General features: G+C 56.6%; 16 protein-coding genes. 4 read left to right on the top strand and 12 right to left on the bottom strand.

Features of this window, described 5'->3' with window-relative positions; all coding sequences use genetic code 11:
• Window positions 1-131: 131 nt before the first annotated feature.
• Both E1180_RS09735 and E1180_RS09730 read left to right on the top strand, forming a co-directional pair.
• Window positions 132-383: a hypothetical protein gene (locus E1180_RS09735; RefSeq protein WP_155190983.1), complete on the top strand. Its 252-nt coding sequence runs from the start codon at window positions 132-134 to the stop codon at window positions 381-383.
• 402 nt (window positions 384-785) lie between these two features.
• The gene (locus E1180_RS09730; protein ID WP_155190982.1) at window positions 786-1,043 is read left to right on the top strand and encodes a YjhX family toxin; all 258 of its coding nucleotides are present in this window, start codon (window positions 786-788) and stop codon (window positions 1,041-1,043) included.
• Window positions 1,044-1,451: 408 nt separating this feature from the next.
• On the opposite strand, the gene E1180_RS09725 is transcribed toward E1180_RS09730, so the two are convergent.
• Together E1180_RS09725 and E1180_RS09720 are read right to left on the bottom strand one after the other, a co-directional pair.
• Window positions 1,452-3,107: a vWA domain-containing protein gene (locus E1180_RS09725; RefSeq protein ID WP_196220572.1), complete on the bottom strand. Its 1,656-nt coding sequence runs from the start codon at window positions 3,105-3,107 to the stop codon at window positions 1,452-1,454.
• 62 nt (window positions 3,108-3,169) lie between these two features.
• On the bottom strand, window positions 3,170-3,616 hold the full coding sequence (locus E1180_RS09720) for a hypothetical protein (protein WP_155190980.1): 447 nt from the start codon (window positions 3,614-3,616) through the stop codon (window positions 3,170-3,172).
• Window positions 3,617-4,217: 601 nt separating this feature from the next.
• Between E1180_RS09720 and E1180_RS09715 the strand changes: the two genes are divergently transcribed.
• Window positions 4,218-5,405, top strand: coding sequence for a D-alanyl-D-alanine carboxypeptidase/D-alanyl-D-alanine-endopeptidase (locus E1180_RS09715; RefSeq protein ID WP_155190979.1), 1,188 nt, complete (start codon window positions 4,218-4,220; stop codon window positions 5,403-5,405).
• 289 nt (window positions 5,406-5,694) lie between these two features.
• On the opposite strand, the gene E1180_RS09710 is transcribed toward E1180_RS09715, so the two are convergent.
• Window positions 5,695-7,596, bottom strand: coding sequence for a PhoX family protein (locus E1180_RS09710; RefSeq protein WP_155190978.1), 1,902 nt, complete (start codon window positions 7,594-7,596; stop codon window positions 5,695-5,697).
• Window positions 7,597-7,863: 267 nt separating this feature from the next.
• On the bottom strand, window positions 7,864-8,322 hold the full coding sequence (gene soxR / locus E1180_RS09705) for a redox-sensitive transcriptional activator SoxR (RefSeq protein WP_283404667.1): 459 nt from the start codon (window positions 8,320-8,322) through the stop codon (window positions 7,864-7,866).
• A 99-nt stretch (window positions 8,323-8,421) separates the two neighbouring features.
• On the opposite strand from soxR, the gene E1180_RS09700 reads away from it, so the two are divergent.
• Window positions 8,422-8,811: a VOC family protein gene (locus tag E1180_RS09700; protein WP_155190977.1), complete on the top strand. Its 390-nt coding sequence runs from the start codon at window positions 8,422-8,424 to the stop codon at window positions 8,809-8,811.
• Window positions 8,812-9,119: 308 nt separating this feature from the next.
• Here E1180_RS09700 and E1180_RS09695 read toward each other — a convergent pair whose 3' ends face one another.
• The 8 genes from E1180_RS09695 to E1180_RS09660 form a co-directional block, all read right to left on the bottom strand.
• On the bottom strand, window positions 9,120-10,361 hold the full coding sequence (locus E1180_RS09695) for an HlyD family secretion protein (RefSeq protein ID WP_155190976.1): 1,242 nt from the start codon (window positions 10,359-10,361) through the stop codon (window positions 9,120-9,122).
• A gap of 2 nt (window positions 10,362-10,363) precedes the next feature.
• Window positions 10,364-10,900: a hypothetical protein gene (locus E1180_RS09690; RefSeq protein ID WP_155190975.1), complete on the bottom strand. Its 537-nt coding sequence runs from the start codon at window positions 10,898-10,900 to the stop codon at window positions 10,364-10,366.
• A 137-nt stretch (window positions 10,901-11,037) separates the two neighbouring features.
• Window positions 11,038-11,805 carry an SDR family NAD(P)-dependent oxidoreductase gene (locus tag E1180_RS09685; protein ID WP_283404666.1) on the bottom strand — a complete coding sequence of 256 codons (768 nt, stop codon included), beginning with the start codon at window positions 11,803-11,805 and terminating at the stop codon, window positions 11,038-11,040.
• Between the two features lie 152 nt (window positions 11,806-11,957).
• Window positions 11,958-13,313, bottom strand: coding sequence for an adenylate/guanylate cyclase domain-containing protein (locus E1180_RS09680; RefSeq protein ID WP_155190974.1), 1,356 nt, complete (start codon window positions 13,311-13,313; stop codon window positions 11,958-11,960).
• 113 nt (window positions 13,314-13,426) lie between these two features.
• Window positions 13,427-13,648: a hypothetical protein gene (locus tag E1180_RS09675; protein WP_155190973.1), complete on the bottom strand. Its 222-nt coding sequence runs from the start codon at window positions 13,646-13,648 to the stop codon at window positions 13,427-13,429.
• 201 nt (window positions 13,649-13,849) lie between these two features.
• The gene (locus E1180_RS09670) at window positions 13,850-14,650 is read right to left on the bottom strand and encodes an MBL fold metallo-hydrolase (RefSeq protein ID WP_208997047.1); all 801 of its coding nucleotides are present in this window, start codon (window positions 14,648-14,650) and stop codon (window positions 13,850-13,852) included.
• A 32-nt stretch (window positions 14,651-14,682) separates the two neighbouring features.
• On the bottom strand, window positions 14,683-15,141 hold the full coding sequence (locus E1180_RS09665) for a cyclic nucleotide-binding domain-containing protein (RefSeq protein ID WP_283404664.1): 459 nt from the start codon (window positions 15,139-15,141) through the stop codon (window positions 14,683-14,685).
• Window positions 15,142-15,222: 81 nt separating this feature from the next.
• Complete coding sequence (locus tag E1180_RS09660; protein WP_155190972.1) at window positions 15,223-17,805, bottom strand: ABC transporter transmembrane domain-containing protein; 2,583 nt, start codon at window positions 17,803-17,805, stop codon at window positions 15,223-15,225.
• Window positions 17,806-17,833 lie beyond the last annotated feature (28 nt).

Here is a 17,833-nt window from a genome sequence, read left to right as displayed (position 1 = left end):
TCAGATAGCGGGATACATTCAGAAAACACTGCCCGGCGCCAGAAGCCTCCAACTGTGTTAGGCTCTGAAGGATTGCAACGTGCACACACAATCGCCAAGCTGGCGTATTTGACAAAAAGATAATATCCTTCATGCCCTTACAAGAAGACTCCCTCGACAACCCGACAATTGAGGAGCTCGCGCAATCGGGCCGGAGGCTTGCAATTTTATGCGATTCCTGCGGCCGGTTCCGCTACATGAACCTGGCACGTTTTGCCGCAGACCAACGGATATCCACGCTGGCTGAAACGCTCAAATGCGCCAGTTGCCGCTCGGAGGATGTCAGGGCGCTCGCCATCAGCCGCGACCCGGACACCGGGTTCTGGCCAGCTGAAAGAAGCTGAGCAATCGTCTCCCCAGAGCCCAAGGCGCCCGGCCGGGACCTGATGCGCCCGCGCAACACCTCTGCTGCGCATTACTTCAGCATCTTGCGGCAATCCGGTCTTTGGTGGTAAAGCACCGCATCACTTTGAGAGGTTTTATGCGCGGATCTAAAGAGTCCCGGTAAGGCCCGGCTCGAGATTGCAGCCGGGAAGAAGACGAACCAGCATTGCATGCGCCAGGCTGCAATGACTGCTGGATTATGTCTTGAGCGCTGTACGCATCCACCAGATCATCTTTGGAGCTTTTCAAACGAAACGCTCCCGGCCCAGGTTCCCGCCTTTTGAGATCACAGATTTCAAGGCAAGACCGAAGCCAAACCCGTCTGGATGCGGGACGCTCTTCATCAGGCTTCTCAATACCCAATGGACATTTCAAAAGCCGAACAGCGGGTGCTGCACCTGCTGGCTCAAGGTGGCTATATCCGTGTCGAAAAAGACGACCATGGCCGCATCATCAAACATGAAACCGTCACGCGGGACGGCTGGTACTGGGGCGGATGCTCCTTAAGGGTCTTCCGCAAACTGAAATACAACCGGTACATCGCGTCGAAAAACAGCGGGCCCTACCGGATTACGCATCTGGGCCTGAAACGGGTCCGGGCGCAGCTGGACAACCGATAGACCGGCGCAGAACCGTTGGCACGGCCCCGGACAAGTTCCGGGGCCGTTAGACCTTTAACAATCCCTCATTTCGTCTTCCCGGATGCAGCGCAGCGCAAATCCGGGATCGGGCCTCAAAGACCATATGCCTTTATACCGGAACCTGCGGCTCTCCGGTCCCGGCACGCACTCCGTTTGGCCGGGAGGACACAAGACACAGCGCGGGTTTGTCATCGACCTTATGGCTCCAGACCCGATCCCAAGCTTTTTGAGAGCCCAGAAGTTAGCGAAACACGCCGCTGGTCATGCCGCTGAACCGCCATGTGCAGCGCAAGCGGGATGGACGATGGGGCCTCCGGGGCTTTACGGTGTCATGGATGGCTGTGAGACCTTGGCTCGGTTAGAATCGGCTTTTGTTTATAGGCATAATCAGCCGTCAGCGACCACGAACAGATCATATTCTGTAACGGCGCCATCGAGTTCTTTGCTTTTAAGGGTGACGATCAGTGCATCGAGTGGCTGTTCAGGTTCGATAGCGGCAACGGCCAAGTAGCCCGAGCCACCCGGATTGTCGGCGAGAGCTACAGTCTCGCCTTCACGCTCGCCGGCCACAGTAATATCCAACCGATAACCGGAAACCGCCGTTTCGGTGAAGACTGACACAACACCCTGCCAGCCTTCTGCATTACCAGAAACGGACGGCAGGGCGATCCGCCAGACATCGATGGGGTCGTCGCCGCCGATGGAATCGGATGACTTTTTGTCGAGTTCCCCCTGCAGTACTCTGTCCGGTTCAGCGTTTTGCGTAAACCGAATATTACCTGTAGAGGCAATCTCAGAGATACCCGTTTCACCATCGATCTCAATGGCAAATAACGGGTCCGGCGCAACCCAATCATAATTGTCGCCGATCGAAAAGGCGATGCCGCTGCCCGTTTGGTCAGTGTATTCGAGAAAGAACGATGTGCCTGGTATGTTCCGTTTGCGCGCTGCCCGAATACTCATGGGTTGCCCGTCCGGGTGATAAGGCCGAATAGTAAACGCGCCCAGCGCATAGGCCGTCTCAAACGGCTTACCATTTTCGCCGGGGTAGGTCCGGTGTGATTGCAAGAGCCCACGCAAGACTACGTGTTGCCCTACGGAAGTGTCGATGCGGTAGAAGCGTTCCGTCTGCTTGGGAAGCAACTCACCGACAGTAAAAAGCCCCGGACCAAGCACGGTCGCCTCAGCCACGGTCTCGCCGCCTCGAACATCGTTTATACACTTTTTGATGACACGCTCCTGCTTTCGCACGGTGACTCCGACCGCCTCGTCTATGGCGGCTTCGAGAGAAGCGGCATCAGAGGCATCGAAGTACGCACCGCCGCCTGCACTTGCGATTGCCAGCATCTGCGCGCGCTGTTCGGCATCAAGATCGAAGCCAACTACATATGACGCGACTGCAAAGTCCCGGGCACGCAGCGCGGCCGCAGCAGCGACCGGATCTCCGTTGCAAGTTTCCTCGCCGTCAGTGATTAGTATCACCATGCGGTCCCGGGCCCTCACACCGCTCAAGTCCACGCCAGCTGCGTGCAAGCTCGCGGCGATAGGTGTGTAGCCGTAGGGCTCGAGGCGATTTGTGATGCCGCTATGGTGCTGTTGTCCGCGCTGCCGGAAATTGCTGACAAGAGCGGTGTTCGGACAAGAGGCTTCAGGTGACTTTTCGACCGAACTGTCAAAACCATAAGCGCGAATGCTAACAAGTGCGTCGGATTGATCGAGCCGATTGAGCGCTGCCCCGAGTGCCTGTCGGGCGATGTCAATCTTACGGCGCCCATCAAGAGACGCAGCCATCGAACCGCTCGCATCAAAGATGATTTCGACGGCAACGGGATCGGTGGCGCCTTGAGGTATCGCTTCTTCTCCGTCGGCGCCCGCTGTCACCTCGAGGATATTGCGCTGCACGATATCGAATGCCGGACAAACGTTGATACCATGATCAATTTGCTTAACTGTCGTTTCAGCCAGTGCGGCAACCGACGCCGAGAGTAGTGCTGCTAGCGCAAGCAGACGGGTTATCGCCGTGTGTGCGAACCACGTGGACAATTTGCGCCTATGCCCCATTACAGATTGCCCTTTTATCTACCCCACATCAGTTCGCGCAGCGGTCACGGGCTACACGCATTTGATCCTTCGGTAACCGAGATCGACAACTCCCGCACTGCGCCCAGATCCACCGTGTTAACCTGGAATGCCAATGCGTCGGGGCCGCAGAAAACAGCACTAAACGGAAACTGTTCGATCATCCCCGCTTCCCGCATCCTGGAAACAGCCACAGTTTCCTGCAGTGTCCAGCCACGTTCCGCCAAGGCCGCTTCATAATAGCTGCGCAGTGCGCCGTTCGACGCCTCTGACTGTAGAGTTATGGAGATACCGTCGGTGAGAGACGAGTTGTTTCTTCCAGTGCCAGTGGCTTTTGCACCTGGTAATTCGGGCAGACCGAGATCGCGGTAAACCTGCGGATAGGATAGATCTGACGAAGCTGCCGGACCCGATGACCAGAAAATCATGCCAAGGCCCAATGCGAGCGCAGCTAGTAAGAAGCAAGGCTTCATTGAAGATCACCCGGCCCGATACAACGAAAGGCGTACGAACTGTCGTAACGTTAGCATTTGGGTTTCAAAATCTCAAGTCGCGCAGTTTGTATGATGACACGGATTGTGGCTCGTCAAAAGGTGAGCGTTGGCTGGTCGCAGACTAAGATTATACTGCAGGATAACTTGGTTCCTTTATCGTCTTTTTGACCGGTGAGCGGGATTTGCGGGCTGTGTGGTTATGCGGAGATCCTAGGGCAACATAGTCCGAAGTTTGGACCTTCATCCAACTCGCAGCGGAAGTCAGCTTCCCGCCCTTTCCCAACGTTGCCGCGTTGGTCCCGAGGGTCGCGAATTGGCCCTTTACAGCCGGTCTCAGCGTAGGGCACCAAGACTCCGCGCTGGACGGTTTGGGCAAGGCGTATTCACAATCCTTCTCAGGTCTGGTTGAATTGGACGATCGGGGCGGCGCCTCTGGGTTCCCGGCATTCCTCAATGATGTGTCCGGCAGCGCCCGCCCGCTGATCTTGAGCATCTAGCGTTTCGGTTGAAACGCTTAAAGAATCTCGACAACGACGAAAAACGTCACCCGCCGCATAGGACGCGGCTGACTGGAGCGACCATGCGCCTGCTTGCTCACATTCTGGCCCTGTTTCTTGTTTGCGGGCCCGCTCTGGCCGGTCTTGAAGACAAGGTTGCGGCCACCGCGCCGTCGGGGGTCGTGCTTGTGCTGGATGGAAAGGGCAACACGCTGGTGGCGCAAAACGAAGACCGGTCCTTCGTTCCAGCGTCCGTCGCCAAGCTTGTCACCGCCTGGCTGGCGCTGGAGGTTCTGGGGGAGGATTACCGGTTTCAAACCCGCTTTTACCTGGACAGCGACAGGGTGCTGTATGTGCGCGGCGGCGGCGATCCCTTTCTTGTGTCCGAGGAACTCGCGCTGCTCGCGCCCGCGCTTGTCGCAGCAACCGGCAAGGCGCCGTTCACGGGTCTCGTTCTTGACGCAAGCTATTATCCTTCCGGTCTGCGTATCCCCGGTATTGAAGACACTGGCGAGGCCTATGACGCCCTGAACGCGGCCCTTGCGGTCAACTTCAACACGATCCATGCCGTGCGGAAGGGTAAGTCCGTTCGTTCAGCGGAAAAGCAGACCCCGATCACGCCCCTGGCTGTGAGCCAGTTCCGGGAGCGTGGTCCCAACGGACGCGGCCGCATCAGCCTCGCCCAGGAAGACCCTGACGTGGGCGTGCGTTATGCCGGTGAGCTGCTCGCCGCCTTTATCGAGCAGGCCGGCGGGCGCGTTGAGGGCGACGTCGTAATCGGCTCTGTCCCTGCGGGCCTGGAGCCTGTCCATGTGCACCGCCAGTCCCGCTCCCTGCCGGAAATCCTGACCCTCCTCATGGTGGGGTCGAACAACTACATCGCCAACCAGATCTTTCTGGAGATCGGCGCACACCGTTTTGGCGGGCCGGTCAGTCTTGAAAAATCGCAGCAAGCCGCTCGGGAGATCCTGACAGCACACGGCATTACTGAAGGCATAGACCTGAAGGAAGGCTCAGGGATCAGCCCCGATAACCGGTTCTCCACCGAAAGCCTTGCCAAAGTGCTGCAGGCGTTTGAACCGCATGCCGCGCTCCTGCCCAAGACCCGGGCCGGTTCCCGTTACAAGACGGGCACGATCCCGGGGGTGCGGGCACTGGCCGGATATGTGAACAGCTCCAAGCACGGCTTGGTGCCCTTCGTGATCTCGCTGGGCGGCAACACGGGAAAAACCCGGTTCCGCCTGCTCCGCACCCTCGAGCTCGGCCTTTAGCGCATGTCGCATTCATTCAAATTCATCATGTGTCGTCTTTCACTGTCTGAAATCAATGATTTCAAAGCAAAAGACGACACCGATTAAATGCGACTTGCTCTAGAAGCTTTTTGCCGGGTGGGAAGCCCCGCCGGCCCCGGGCCAGCACGTGGCCGCTTTTGTGATTTTGCGGGGAAAGTCCGGCCGTCGGCGACACCGGGCCCATCCCCATCCCATAAGCTTTCATCCGGAACAGAAAAACCCGCTGGATCGCTCCAGCGGGCTTCTCATGTTTCTATCGCTAAAACAATTAGCCAATCAGGGCGTTGTCGTCGCGCTTGACGGCGATGATGGAGGAACGCTCAAGCTTGCCTTCGCCGTCCGGGAACGGCGCAGCCGGGTGCTGGATGCCGACGAAAACCGTCCGGCGGTCAGCAGACCAGGTGATGCCGGTGACTTCAGAGCCGTAAGGAACGGTCATGAAACGTTCGATCTGACCGGTGACTGGGTCGCCCACCAGCATCTGGTTGTTGCCCATGCCGGCGAAATCGCCTTCGTTCTTGTAGTTGCCGTCTGTCTGGATCCACAGGAGACCAGATGAGTCGAACATCATGCCGTCCGGAGAGTTGAACATGTTGCCGGCGTTGACGTTTTCAGAACCGCCATAAGCGCTGTCGCCGTGGACTTCCGGGTTACCAGCCATCACGTAGAGGTCCCACTTGAAGGAAGACGCTGCGTGATCGTCATTTTCCGGATACCAGCGGAGGATCTGACCGTAGTTGTTGGCTTCACGCGGGTTCGGGCCGTTCACAGAAGTGTCGTCCCCGCCAGCGTTCGGCTTAATGCCGCGGTTCTTGTTGTTGGTCAGAGCACAGTAGGCTTCAACCGAAACCGGGTTCACAGCAACCCACTCCGGACGGTCCATTGTGGTCGCACCGACCTTGGACGCAGCCATACGGCTATAGATGGAAATTTCCGGCTTGCTCATGCCGGTGGCTTCTTCTGTCAAGGCAACCCACTCGCCGTTGCCGTCTTCGGAGAACTTGGCAACGTAAAGCTGACCATCATCGAGAAGACCGTCGGTCGGAGCACCCGGTGTGTAGGTGCCGTTGGAGACGAACTTGTAGAGGAATTCGCCGCGCTCGTCGTCGCCCATATAAACGACAACCTGGCCGCTCGGAGCGAGGGCACATGCAGCGTTCTCGTGCTTAAAGCGGCCGAGAGCAGTGCGCTTCACCGGAGTTGAGTCCGGGTTGGACGGGTCGATCTCAACAATGTAACCCGCACGGCGCGGTTCGTTGACGTTCTTGGAGATGTCAAAACGCTCGTCAAACTTCTCGTAGGAGTAACGGCTTTCCAAGCCGATACCATAACGCTTGTAATCGTCCGGACGCTCGAAACCTTCGTCCGTGGAACCGAAGTAGCCGTTGAAGTTTTCTTCACAGGTCAGGTAAGTGCCCCAAGGGGTTTTGCCCGCGCCACAGTTGTTGAAGGTTCCGAGGGATTTCGTTCCGGTCGGATCGGCTTCGGTCTTCAGAAGGTCGTGACCTGCCGCCGGACCGGCGATCCGCATTTCGGTGTTGTGCGTGATACGGCGGTTGAACGGGCTGTCGACAACAACTTGCCAGCCGGTTTCGTCTTCCGCCACTTCCATGACAGTCACACCCTGGAAGTTCTGCAGCATCTTTACGTCGTCCGCAGATTGCGGCTTGCCGTCTTCAGTGTGCGGCAGGTTCACCTTCGGGTTCACATACTCACTGTTAACTGCAATCACCTGCTTGTCGCCGATCGCGAACAGCTCCATGCCGTCAGTGTTTTCACCAAAGACGCGGTCGGAAGAAGCGACTGGAACGCCTTTTGCACCGTCAAAGTCAGCAGCGTCGGAGAAGAGCTTGTCGCCCCACTTCACCAGAACGTCCCACTTGTAGCCTTCCGGAACATGAACGGTTGCGTCGGTTGCAATTCCAACCGGCTGGAAGGCAAAGCGGCCAGCAGCGGCCTGTGCTTGCGCGGAGGTGGAGTTCATGAGGCTGGCACCGGTGCCAAGGCCCATCACAGCTGCACCTGATCCGAAGGCCACGAGGCCGCCAAGGAAACCGCGGCGGGACAGGTTGGCTTCAACAACGCTGTCGAATTCGGTGGTTTCTGCTGCCGGGCGGACCAGTTCGTCCCAATCGTCCCAAGACAGATCGTCTTTGTTGATGTCAGTCATGTTCGCTCTCCCAAACGGATGGCTACGTGAAATTACGCCAATCTGCGTTACCCACCCTTAGTGACAGTTGCATGACGCGGCTATGACACACGTATTACGAATATTTAACTGCGCAATCCCGAACAATTTCACCTTTTAGGAGGCGGATGTGGTCTACGGAAATACACAAGTAAAATCAGCAATATACAAAATTTTTCACCGCCCTCCTCTGACAACATCACAGGCGGATGACACTTGGTTCTTGCAGAAAATATCGGGCCGCTTTGTTTACACCGCGTCAGACGTGTCTCCCATCAAATACCGGGGCCCGCGCCCGTGCCTGGCAGCGGCGTCACCGGCATTGTAAAGCGCGCAAGACTTCATCGACAGGCAACCGCATCCAATACAGCCATCAAGTTTGTCGCGAAGCCGGATCATCTTTTCGATCCGGGCATCAAGATGCGCCCTGAACTCGCGGCTGATACGGGTCCAGTCGGCCTTGGTGGGCGCACGCCCCTCGGGCAGCTGTTTCAGTTGATCGGCGATTTCAGAGATCGAAAACCCGAACTCCTGAGCGACAAGAACAAAGGACAGGCGGCGGATATCGGACCGCAAAAACCTCCTTTGGCCGCCAGCGTTGCGGATCGGATGAACAAGGCCTTTTTCCTCGTAAAACCGGATGGCCGACACCGACAAGCCGGTCCGGTCAGACAACTCACCGATTGACAGTACAGATGACGATTTCACAACTTACTCCAAAAATGATGTTTTTTCCTATTGACCTCAACTTTACTTGAGGAATTATCTCCAGTGTCCAGGCAAAGTCAAACTTTGAAAGGACACCAAATGAGCACTGCATTTCTGGAACATGTGAACGTCACCGTCAGCGATCCGGAGGCGACCGCCAAACGGCTCAAAGACTGGTTCGGCTGGGAGATCCGCTGGAAGGGCGACAGCCTGGGCGGTGGCACGACTTACCACATAGGGAACGAGACCAGTTACATCGCCGCCTATAACCCGCCGAAAGAAACGGCCGCCATGGAGGCCGAAAGCTATGGTGTCCGGGGCGGCCTGAATCACATTGCCGTGGTTGTGGATGACCTAGATGCCACAGAGGCACGGATCACGTCTGGTGGCTACCAGACAAAGAACCACGCCGATTATGAGCCGGGCCGCAGGTTCTACTTTCACGACGATGACGGGATCGAGTTTGAGGTGGTCAGCTATGCCGCATGAGACCCTGCATGAGTTTTTGGCGGCGAACAGATTACGGCCCCGCCCGAACCTTCCGCCACAAGCCGTTTCAGCCCTGCGCGCTGATGGTTTCCTCAATGAAAGCGGCACATTAAATCGGGAGTTCGGATCGGAACAGCTGCGGATCGGGAAATCAGCGCCTCAAAAACAGCTACAAGCTCTCTTCATAAAGGTCCGGCAAAGCTACCAGAGTATGTTTTGGTTCCTGAAGGCCTGAGAGCGCGCCCCTAAAATGAAACGGGCTCCACAAAGGGAGCCCGTTCAGTCGTAAATATACTTTATCGCCGTCTCTAGTGGCCACCTGACAACACAAGCGTTCTGATCGGCAATTGCAAAGCCTGAGACCGCAGCAGAATTGCATGCACCAGTCCGACCGTATCAACCACATGAAGGAAGACGAACTCGCCAGTTCCCATCGGCTCACCGCTGGTAAGCCGGTCATGGTTGCTGGTGTAGAGATTGGCAACACAACGGCTTCCCGGCACAAGCTTGTCAAAACCGCCCGCATAGAGCGGTTCCAGCGACGTCGTTATTGTGCCAGGCGTCGCATTGGCAGAAACGTCCACCAGGGCCCCACTTGCGGAAAACTGGCCAGAAGCAAGATAATCCTGCACTTCCGAGACAACGACCGGGATGATTGTAAACGGTAACGCCGCACATGTGACCTCACCGATCATGCCCTTCTTGATGACCTGTGCCTCGATCTGATTGAAGCCGGCGATCATTCGGTCATGTCCGGCGTCTGACGGGATCAGGACACCGCCGGGCCGCATTGCCGGGTTAAGAACATCACCCGCCCGTATGGAAAACTGTTCCACAGCTCCATCCACACCGGCATAGATCGTCATTTTCTCGATCCGGTTCAACGTTTCCTGAAGCCGCGCTTCCGCGGTCTGTTTGCGAGCCGGAAGGGCTGTATTGATCTTGGTCTCGATCAGTTCCTTTTGGGCGATGGCTGCTTCCAGAGCCCCTTCCCGATTTTGAACGGAAGTGCGAAGCTTTTCCAATTCGCGAAGCGGCACAACATCAGGATTTCTGTCATAGAGCTCTTGCTTAGTGTCCAGCTCGTCCTGCGCTTGTTTCAGGCTCGCTTCGGCCTGACTGACCTGTCCTTCGGCGACCTGCAACTCACCTTCCGCCAACCGGATCTCCGCCTCAATCTCGTTGATTTGTTGACGATCCGAATTTGCTGCCAGTTCGTCTTGGCTGGAATCCATGCGGAGGATTTTGTCGCCGGCTTTAACCTGCGTATTGAGCGTATTGTCTACATAGATCTCAACGACACGGCCTCGTGTTTCGGGAAGGATCGGTATTGTTCTAAAAATCAGCGTCGCGTGGTTCGTCGACGGGTGATAGTAGAAAATGAGTGTGATCAAAGAGATCGTTAGCAAAGCACATGTGACAATACCATATCGCAGCTCAAACCAGACAGAGTATATTGTAATTTCATACCCAAACCGTTTTCCCTGAACGTAGCGGCGAAACAGGTAATCAGGCAGCAAGGTGACCATTGAACACAGAAGTAGCTCCATCGTCAGCTCCTTTTGTCTTCAGGGGAAACGACCGGCTCAATCGCAACTTCAGTATCCGTTGCATCTCTTGACGCCATGTCCGGAGAAACAGCCTCAGTGCCACCGGATGGAGCGATACTCTGCGCAGGGGGCGAACTTACTGCAGGCTCCGGCACAGATGCTACCTTGGATAGGGCAATCGTTTTCAATGACGATGCTATCGAGGTCAAAGGGGAAGCGAGGTTGGGAAACGGGACGAAAGCAAGAACCAGCGCGGCGACCCAAAAAACATTGTTATGCGTGAACAACGCGACCAGGGCGAGGACAGCTACAAGCTCAAAATGGACCCCTTCCTTTCCGTGCGCCACTTTTTCGGGAATGGAATGAAGGTGAAGATAAAGCGTTCCAACCAACACAATAATGATGACCAACACGATGAGTACGGAGATCATCATCTGATCATATCCGTCAGCTGTCGGTATAAAAAACGGCAAATGTTCGCTAGCAAGAGGGTGAAGCGTTACCGCCCCCTCGCCTGTGTTTTCTGAATGTGTCGACATACAATACCCCGGCTGACTGCTGCGCTAAGGATCGGTTTCCAAAGAAGTGCCGGGCTTGCGAAACCAGCAAGGCCGGTGCCCTATCACTCGATAATAGTGAAGTTGCGCAAAGGCAACCAGCTTCCGCTGGTGCGGACTTACCGCGGCGCCATTCGAATGGCACCATCAAGACGGATCGTCTCGCCGTTCAACATATCGTTCTCGCAGATGGCCTTCACCAACTGGGCGTATTCGGCAGCCTTGCCGAGCCGGGAGGGGAACGGTACCTGCTGCCCAAGCGAGTCCTGAACTTCCTGCGACAATCCCAAAAGCATGGGCGTTTCGAAAATGCCCGGCGCGATGGTCATCATCCGGATGCCCGATTTTGCCAGGTCCCGGGCAACCGGCAGGGTCATCCCGGCAACACCTGCCTTGGAGGCCGCATAGGCGACCTGGCCGATCTGGCCGTCAAACGCTGCGACCGAGGCGGTCGAGACGATCAAGCCGCGCCCGCCATCCGGCGTGACAGGATCCAGATCCGCCATGCCCGTTGCCGCTATGGAAAGACACCTGAACGAGCCGATCAGGTTGACCCCGACCACCTTTTCAAACATGTCCATCGGGTGCGGTTCGCCGCGCGATGTCGTCTTGGCGACCGGTGCAATCCCGGCGCAATTGACCAGGATGCGTTCCTGTCCATGGGCCGCGCGCGCAACCTCAAACCCGGCCTCCACGCTCGCCTGGTCGGTCACGTCAACCTCGGCGAAAACACCACCGATGCTGGCCGCCATATCCTCGCCCTGGTCCCGGTTGCGGTCGAACAGGGTTACCTTCACGCCCTCGCCCGCGAGCATCCGCGCTGTTGCAGCACCCAGTCCGGACGCGCCGCCGGTCACAATTGCCGAAATTGAAGACTCCAGTTTCACGCACACCTCCCGATATACAACCTATTGAAATATTGACGTTACAACGCCCCTTTTGACGAAAACGTCAATTTGCGCGCAAAGTGACCCAGCTTTCTCCGGCGGTCAAGCGGGAACTGATATGCGGAAAGCCAATTTCTGCACCGGGTGTCTGTTCAGCGTGCAAGCACCACCAGATCAACCGGGTCCCGCACCCCCATCACAGGTGAGGCAGGAAGTGTTTCCAAGGGCGGCAAATCGAAGCCCTGTTCTCTGGCCAAGGTGAGGCTGACCTGATCTGTCAGCACTGTGCTTCCATGGATCTTGTTGGCATCTTCCAATTTCGCTGCACGATTGACCGCATCGCCGATCACGGTGAACTCTAGCCGGTTTTTTGCGCCGATTACCCCGGCAGTGACCGGTCCGGCGGCCACTGCCGTTCCAATCTTCAGGGAACCCGGCCAGCCGGCTGCCTGGAACAAATCCGCTTCAGCCTCAATCGCCTCAACCAGCCGGTTTGCCGCCCGCAAGGCATCCGCAGCAAAGGTTTTAGAAGGCTGCAGCGCCCCGAATGTCGCCAGGATCCCGTCCCCCAGGAACTTATCGACGCGCCCGCCTTCGTGATTGATCACGTCGACGGCAAGGTTCTGATATTCGGCCAGAACCGCTAGCACGACCTCAGGCGCAAGTGTGCTGGAGGTTGATGTAAACGAGCGGATGTCGGCATAAAGGATCGCCGCATGGCGCAACGTGCCCTCCCCGGCTTCCAAAGCGGTGTCGGCATCGGTAATGGACGCGGCCACTTCCGGGGCAAAGAAGCGTTTCAGATCGGCTGCTGCGGCATGATCCCGGGTTGCTTCAAACAACAGCGCCCGCCCCCGGTAAATCGCGGCGGACAACAAGATCGTCACCGCCAGTATCACCATGGTCTTGTCGAGTTCAGCGCCGATCAAAATGGCATTGCCGGTGAGATATTCCACGTAATTACGGGTCACCCGCATTCCGTCCATATCCGCAAGGGCCGCGTAAAACACCAGGCCAAGCCACCCGGCAACCGCCACAAGACCGGTTGTCAGAACGAAACGCGGATCGAAGCGCAAGGCCCGAAGCCCGATGAAAATGAACACATACATGAGCGTCGGGGCTTTGAGATAAAAGGTCGGATGCTGGTCGTACTGAATGTGGAACGAAAAGATCAGACCAACCAGCAAGGCCATGTCGACCCCGATGGAGATCAGCAGATACCACTCGGGCAACTCAAAGCGGTAGGACAACACCAGCCGCATGACCGTGAATAGAAAATAGGCACCGAGAGCCAAGGGCACAAAGTTGAACCCGGCCGACCCTTCAGCCCGAGGGGCAAGCGCATACAAGATTGCAAAGAAGAGAACAAGGCCGAGCTGAACCCAACCAATCAGGCGTTCCGAAGAGGCTTCCTGATCGCGGATCTCGGCGCGCACCCTTTGCGGGATCCCCGTTTCGGGTGGCCCGCCGCGGATGATGTATTTCAGAGTTTCGACCAGACCTGCCATTGCCGCCCCTGTTTCTTTTCCAAAAGCACTTTGGTCAAGAATCGTGAGTGCGCAAGGGCTACCAAGCAAACGTGACAGCCTGTGATCGATCCATCGCGCTTGTGCCGGCTTGATCAGGACAGCGTTTGGGCAGTCTGATCCGCCAGATTTTTCGGACGTGTTAGGTCTTGCTGCGGCAGCGGCTTGGTTTGACCAGAACCGATTTCAGGAATTTGCGTATCGTGTAACGCCGCCTGCCCGGCCCGACATAACAACAACTCAACGAGGCCGTTCTCATTCCAGTTACGGCGGTTAAAACCAGCCTCAAACATCAAGACATAGTCCAAATGGATCATGCGGCAGTTTTCCGGAGGCCATACAGTCAAACGGTCACATGCGCCGGTGGCTTGAGGGGAAATTTGAAGCCTTTGGGCAGTTCAGGCGCTGGCGCAAAAACCTGCAATCCGCGCCTGGTGTAACAGTTTCAAAAAGCACTTTTCTTGGCCCGTTCCGGGCCATTTTTTTTTGCCGCAGGCCGCATCTGACATCCAAGAGACTCAGGGAAGCAGCAGCATGCCCTCGCTTGCAACAAGAGTGCCGGGATACGCGCTTTCGGCAGCCATCCCGATTTCGTCCAGTTCATCATCGGTGCGGCGCGGATCATGGTGGAACAACACGGGCGTCTTTACATTTGCGATCTTTGCAAGCTGGACCGCCTTTTTCCAGGTGGAATGCCCCCAGCCCTTGTAGATTTCATACTCATCATCGGTGAACATGGCGTCGTAGATCATGACATCGGCATTCGCCACGAATTCCGGCAAAGCCGCGTCGATTTCGGGATCGCCATGTTCATGATCTGTAATGATGCAAATGGCCTTGCCCTTGTATTCGAAGCGGTAGCCGCACGCTCCGCCCGGGTGGTTCAGCCGTGTCGTCTTGATGACAAGATCATCATCACGCGGGATCTGTTCACCCGCCGTGAAAGACCTGAATTCGACAGCTTTGAGTGTCTTGGCGGCAACCGGGAAGATCGGCGGCGACATGATCCGGCTGACAATATCGATCAGCTCAGTGCCGTCCTGGAAATGCCCGGCCCAGGCAGTGACGGCATAATTCGGATCGTAAGCAGGTTTGAAGAACGGCAGGCCGCAAATGTGGTCCAGATGGGTATGGGTAAACAGAAGATCGAATGTTTGCGGGGTGCCCTTGCAAATCTCCAGCCCGAGGTTCCGGGCGCCGGATCCGCAATCGATCAACACCAGGGCGTTGCCGGCACGCAATTCAAAACAAGCCGTTTCGCCGCCATAACGGAGCGTGCTTGAACCCGTGTCGGTGTAGACCCGCGCACTCCCCAGCAACGAAGCGAAAAATCATCTGCCACGTCGTACTCCTACCCGCCAGCGGCTCCCTGGCGTGCCTCCGCCAAGTCACGTGTAGTGCGTTCAAGGCGCAATGCCAAGGTCCGCATGACTTCAAGCGAGATATCTGGAAACTCCTTCAGGAGCTTTAAGAAATCGTCCTTTGATACTGTTAGAACATCCATCTTGCTGGCTGCAACCAGCGTTGCCGTTCTTGGAACATCACACAAGATGGCGATCTCCCCGACAATGGAGTTTTCCGAGACTTGGGCGACACGCTTTTCACCATCCGGTGTGTCCACCAAAACATCGGCGTTTCCGGCCAGAATAATGAAGGCGCAATCCCCCTCCTCGCCCTGAGTACAAAGGCGCTCTCCCGACGGATACTCTGTGCGGTCGCTGATGAAGGCCAACAGCCGGAGTTTCGTCTCATGAATCCCACGGAATAAGGGAACCTTCCTCAGGGCTTCTACTTCGGTTTCTAACGACACGTTTTTCCCCCCTCGTGAGCAGTTGCCCTGCTCAAAGTGTTTTTCGGGCGCGGCGGGCCCGCAACCGGTTTTGTCATCCCATCACCCCTTCTCCGATATGCGCCCCTGGTCGAGAACGACCGTATGGTCGAACTCGGACGCTATCTCAGCATTTGATGTTCCATAGAGATAGGTTTTGCCGGAAAGGACATCCTTGAGGCTCGCGCGCAGCGCGCGGTCTTCCTCGGTCATTCCCGTGGCAATGTCGTCGATGATGGTGAATTTCGAATTCTTCAGAAGTCCGCGCACGAGCGCAATCCGGCGCCGCTGGCTTGCCGACAATTTGGAGCCTGCCACGCCAACGTGGTAGTCGCCGCCGGCATAGATAATCGCCTGCCTCAAACCGGTCTCTTCGACGATCGAACGGATTACATCGTCAATCCGGCGGCGCGCGTCACGGCGGTCGACCCTTGCCCTGCCGAACAGAAGATTGTCTTCGATGGTGAGCGGCGGCAGATAGACGTTCGGATCAAATGCGACAAAGCTCTCCGAAGATTTGACCACGGTATCCAGGAACTTCTTGCGGGCTGCAATTACGTCGTCCCTGAGATCGTCGGTCATGACGCCCAGGCGATGGCGGGCCGGAACGAGTTTGAAGGCAAGCGCAGTCAGGCGCGTCCGGTCGGCATCAGTCAAGCCCGGCCGCTGCTGCCCGGACTTGGCAATCCGCACGATCCGGTCGAATTCTGGCAATTCATCCTGGGTAATGAACGAATAGGCCCCCAGCAAACCGCTGTCGCCGGAAACGTTTGAGAAGAGTTCCAGCATGGTCTCAGCGATCTTGATACCGATATTCTGCAGTTCCTTGTCGAAACCGGTATCGGCGAGGAAAGCCTTGACTTCAGGAAGCTCCGGCACTTCGTCCATGGTGATTTCAGGATCAGACGGAACGGCGAAGAAGAGATTTTCCGCAAGGCTCGCGCTGGCATTGAACGTGCCCAGGTTCCAACGCTCCACCAAACCGCCCAGCGCCGGTTCGTTTTCGATGCGCTCGGCCAGTGTTTTCCGGACCCTCAGGATCTCACCGGCAAACTCGTCATTCATCGACGGGTCGAACCTGGACTGCAAGCCGAGACGGTAAATGTCATTGTCGAGCCCGACCGCCTCCAAGAGCGACAAGGCCTTGTAATCCAGGCCCGAAAGGTCGGAAACGCCTGCAAGCTCCAGGTCTTCCCATTCGGCTTCCAGATCATAGAGCGGATTTTTCGTCTGCTTGGCCTCGTTCACGCGGCGCTTGTATTCCTTCAGCGCCTCTCCTTCCCGCTCTGGCTCGGTCAGCGGCCGGTGGCGCAGACCGTAATAGAGATTGTCGCGGATCGTTCCGGTCCAAACGTGGACCGCGCCTCCCACATAGGCGATTTCCCGGCCAAGCGTGGAATCGGTCAGGCGGTCCAGTTCATGCGCGCCGATTTTGACTTTGCCCGATGATGGCGCCACAAGCCCGGCGGCCAGCTGCATCAATTCCGTCCGTCCCGACCCATCGGGCCCGACCACTGCGCTCATCGTACCCGCTGGAACCGTGAGTGATACGTCCAGAAGTTCCTGGCCGGCCGCGCCGCCGGAGAAGCTGACATTCTCAAACGTAAGATCACCGTCCAGAACAACGGCATCATCGGACGTCAGCTGCTCGGTTTCACGGATATCAATTGGGTCGAAGTTTTCGACAACAGTCTGATATTTGACGCCAACATCAGCCGTCATCTGATAGTAGGACAACAGCTCTTTCCAAGGGCCGGCAAGATCCTTGTAGGCGGCAATCACGGCCAAAAGCGCACCCATGCTCAAGTCGCCCTCAATCACCAGATACCCGCCGATCAGATAGAAGAAGAAAGGCGTCAACTGGTTCATGAAATTGTTCACGAACTTGATCAGGAATTTGCGGTTGAAAATCTCATAGCGGATCTTGAAGTTTTCATAGAGCCGGTCGGAGATATCGGCAGAATGCCAGGCTGCGGCATCATTGGCGTGGATCTCTGCAACACCGTTGATGCTTTCGCCGACCTTGTCCGCAATCACCCGGATGTTCTTCACCCGCTGGCGCGAAAGGCGGATGACTTTCTTCTGCAGCATCGGAATGACATAGCCCTGGACCGGATAGGCCGCCACAGCCGCCAGTCCCAACAAGGGGTCCTGCATGAAAATAAAGCCGAGCTGCACAAGCAACATGCCGCCCTGATAGGCCGGAAGGGCGAACGCTTCGCCGATAAAGCCGCCAACGTCTTCCACTTCCGAGGTGATCATCGGAATGATCTCGCCCGAGCTCACCTTCCGGAAATGGGGCAAACGGAATCGCAAAACACGCTGGAACAGCTCGAACCGCAAGCGGCGCAACATGCTCTCGCCCAGACGGCCCTTGTAGACATTCAGATAGAATTTCAGGCCGTTAGAGACGACAACAAGCCCGAGAAAAATGCAGCATAGAAGAACCAGATAGGGGATCTGGTCGAAGTCGAAACCAAAAACGATTCTGGGAAAACCGTCCCCCTGCACCGCATCGTTGACAATCAGTTTCGGCAGTTCCAGCAGGAAATAGACCACCGGATAGGTCAGAACCGTTATCAAAAGGATGTAGATCTGATGCCGGGCGCTGTACCTCCAGATGAAGCCGAAAAGACTTTTTTCCATCAGATCATCCGGACAATGGCTGGATCAA

Source organism: Roseibium denhamense, assembly GCF_009711415.1.
GTDB lineage: Bacteria > Pseudomonadota > Alphaproteobacteria > Rhizobiales > Stappiaceae > Roseibium > Roseibium denhamense.
Note: the sequence above shows the minus strand (reverse complement) of the source record. Positions and strands in the feature narration are given on the sequence as shown.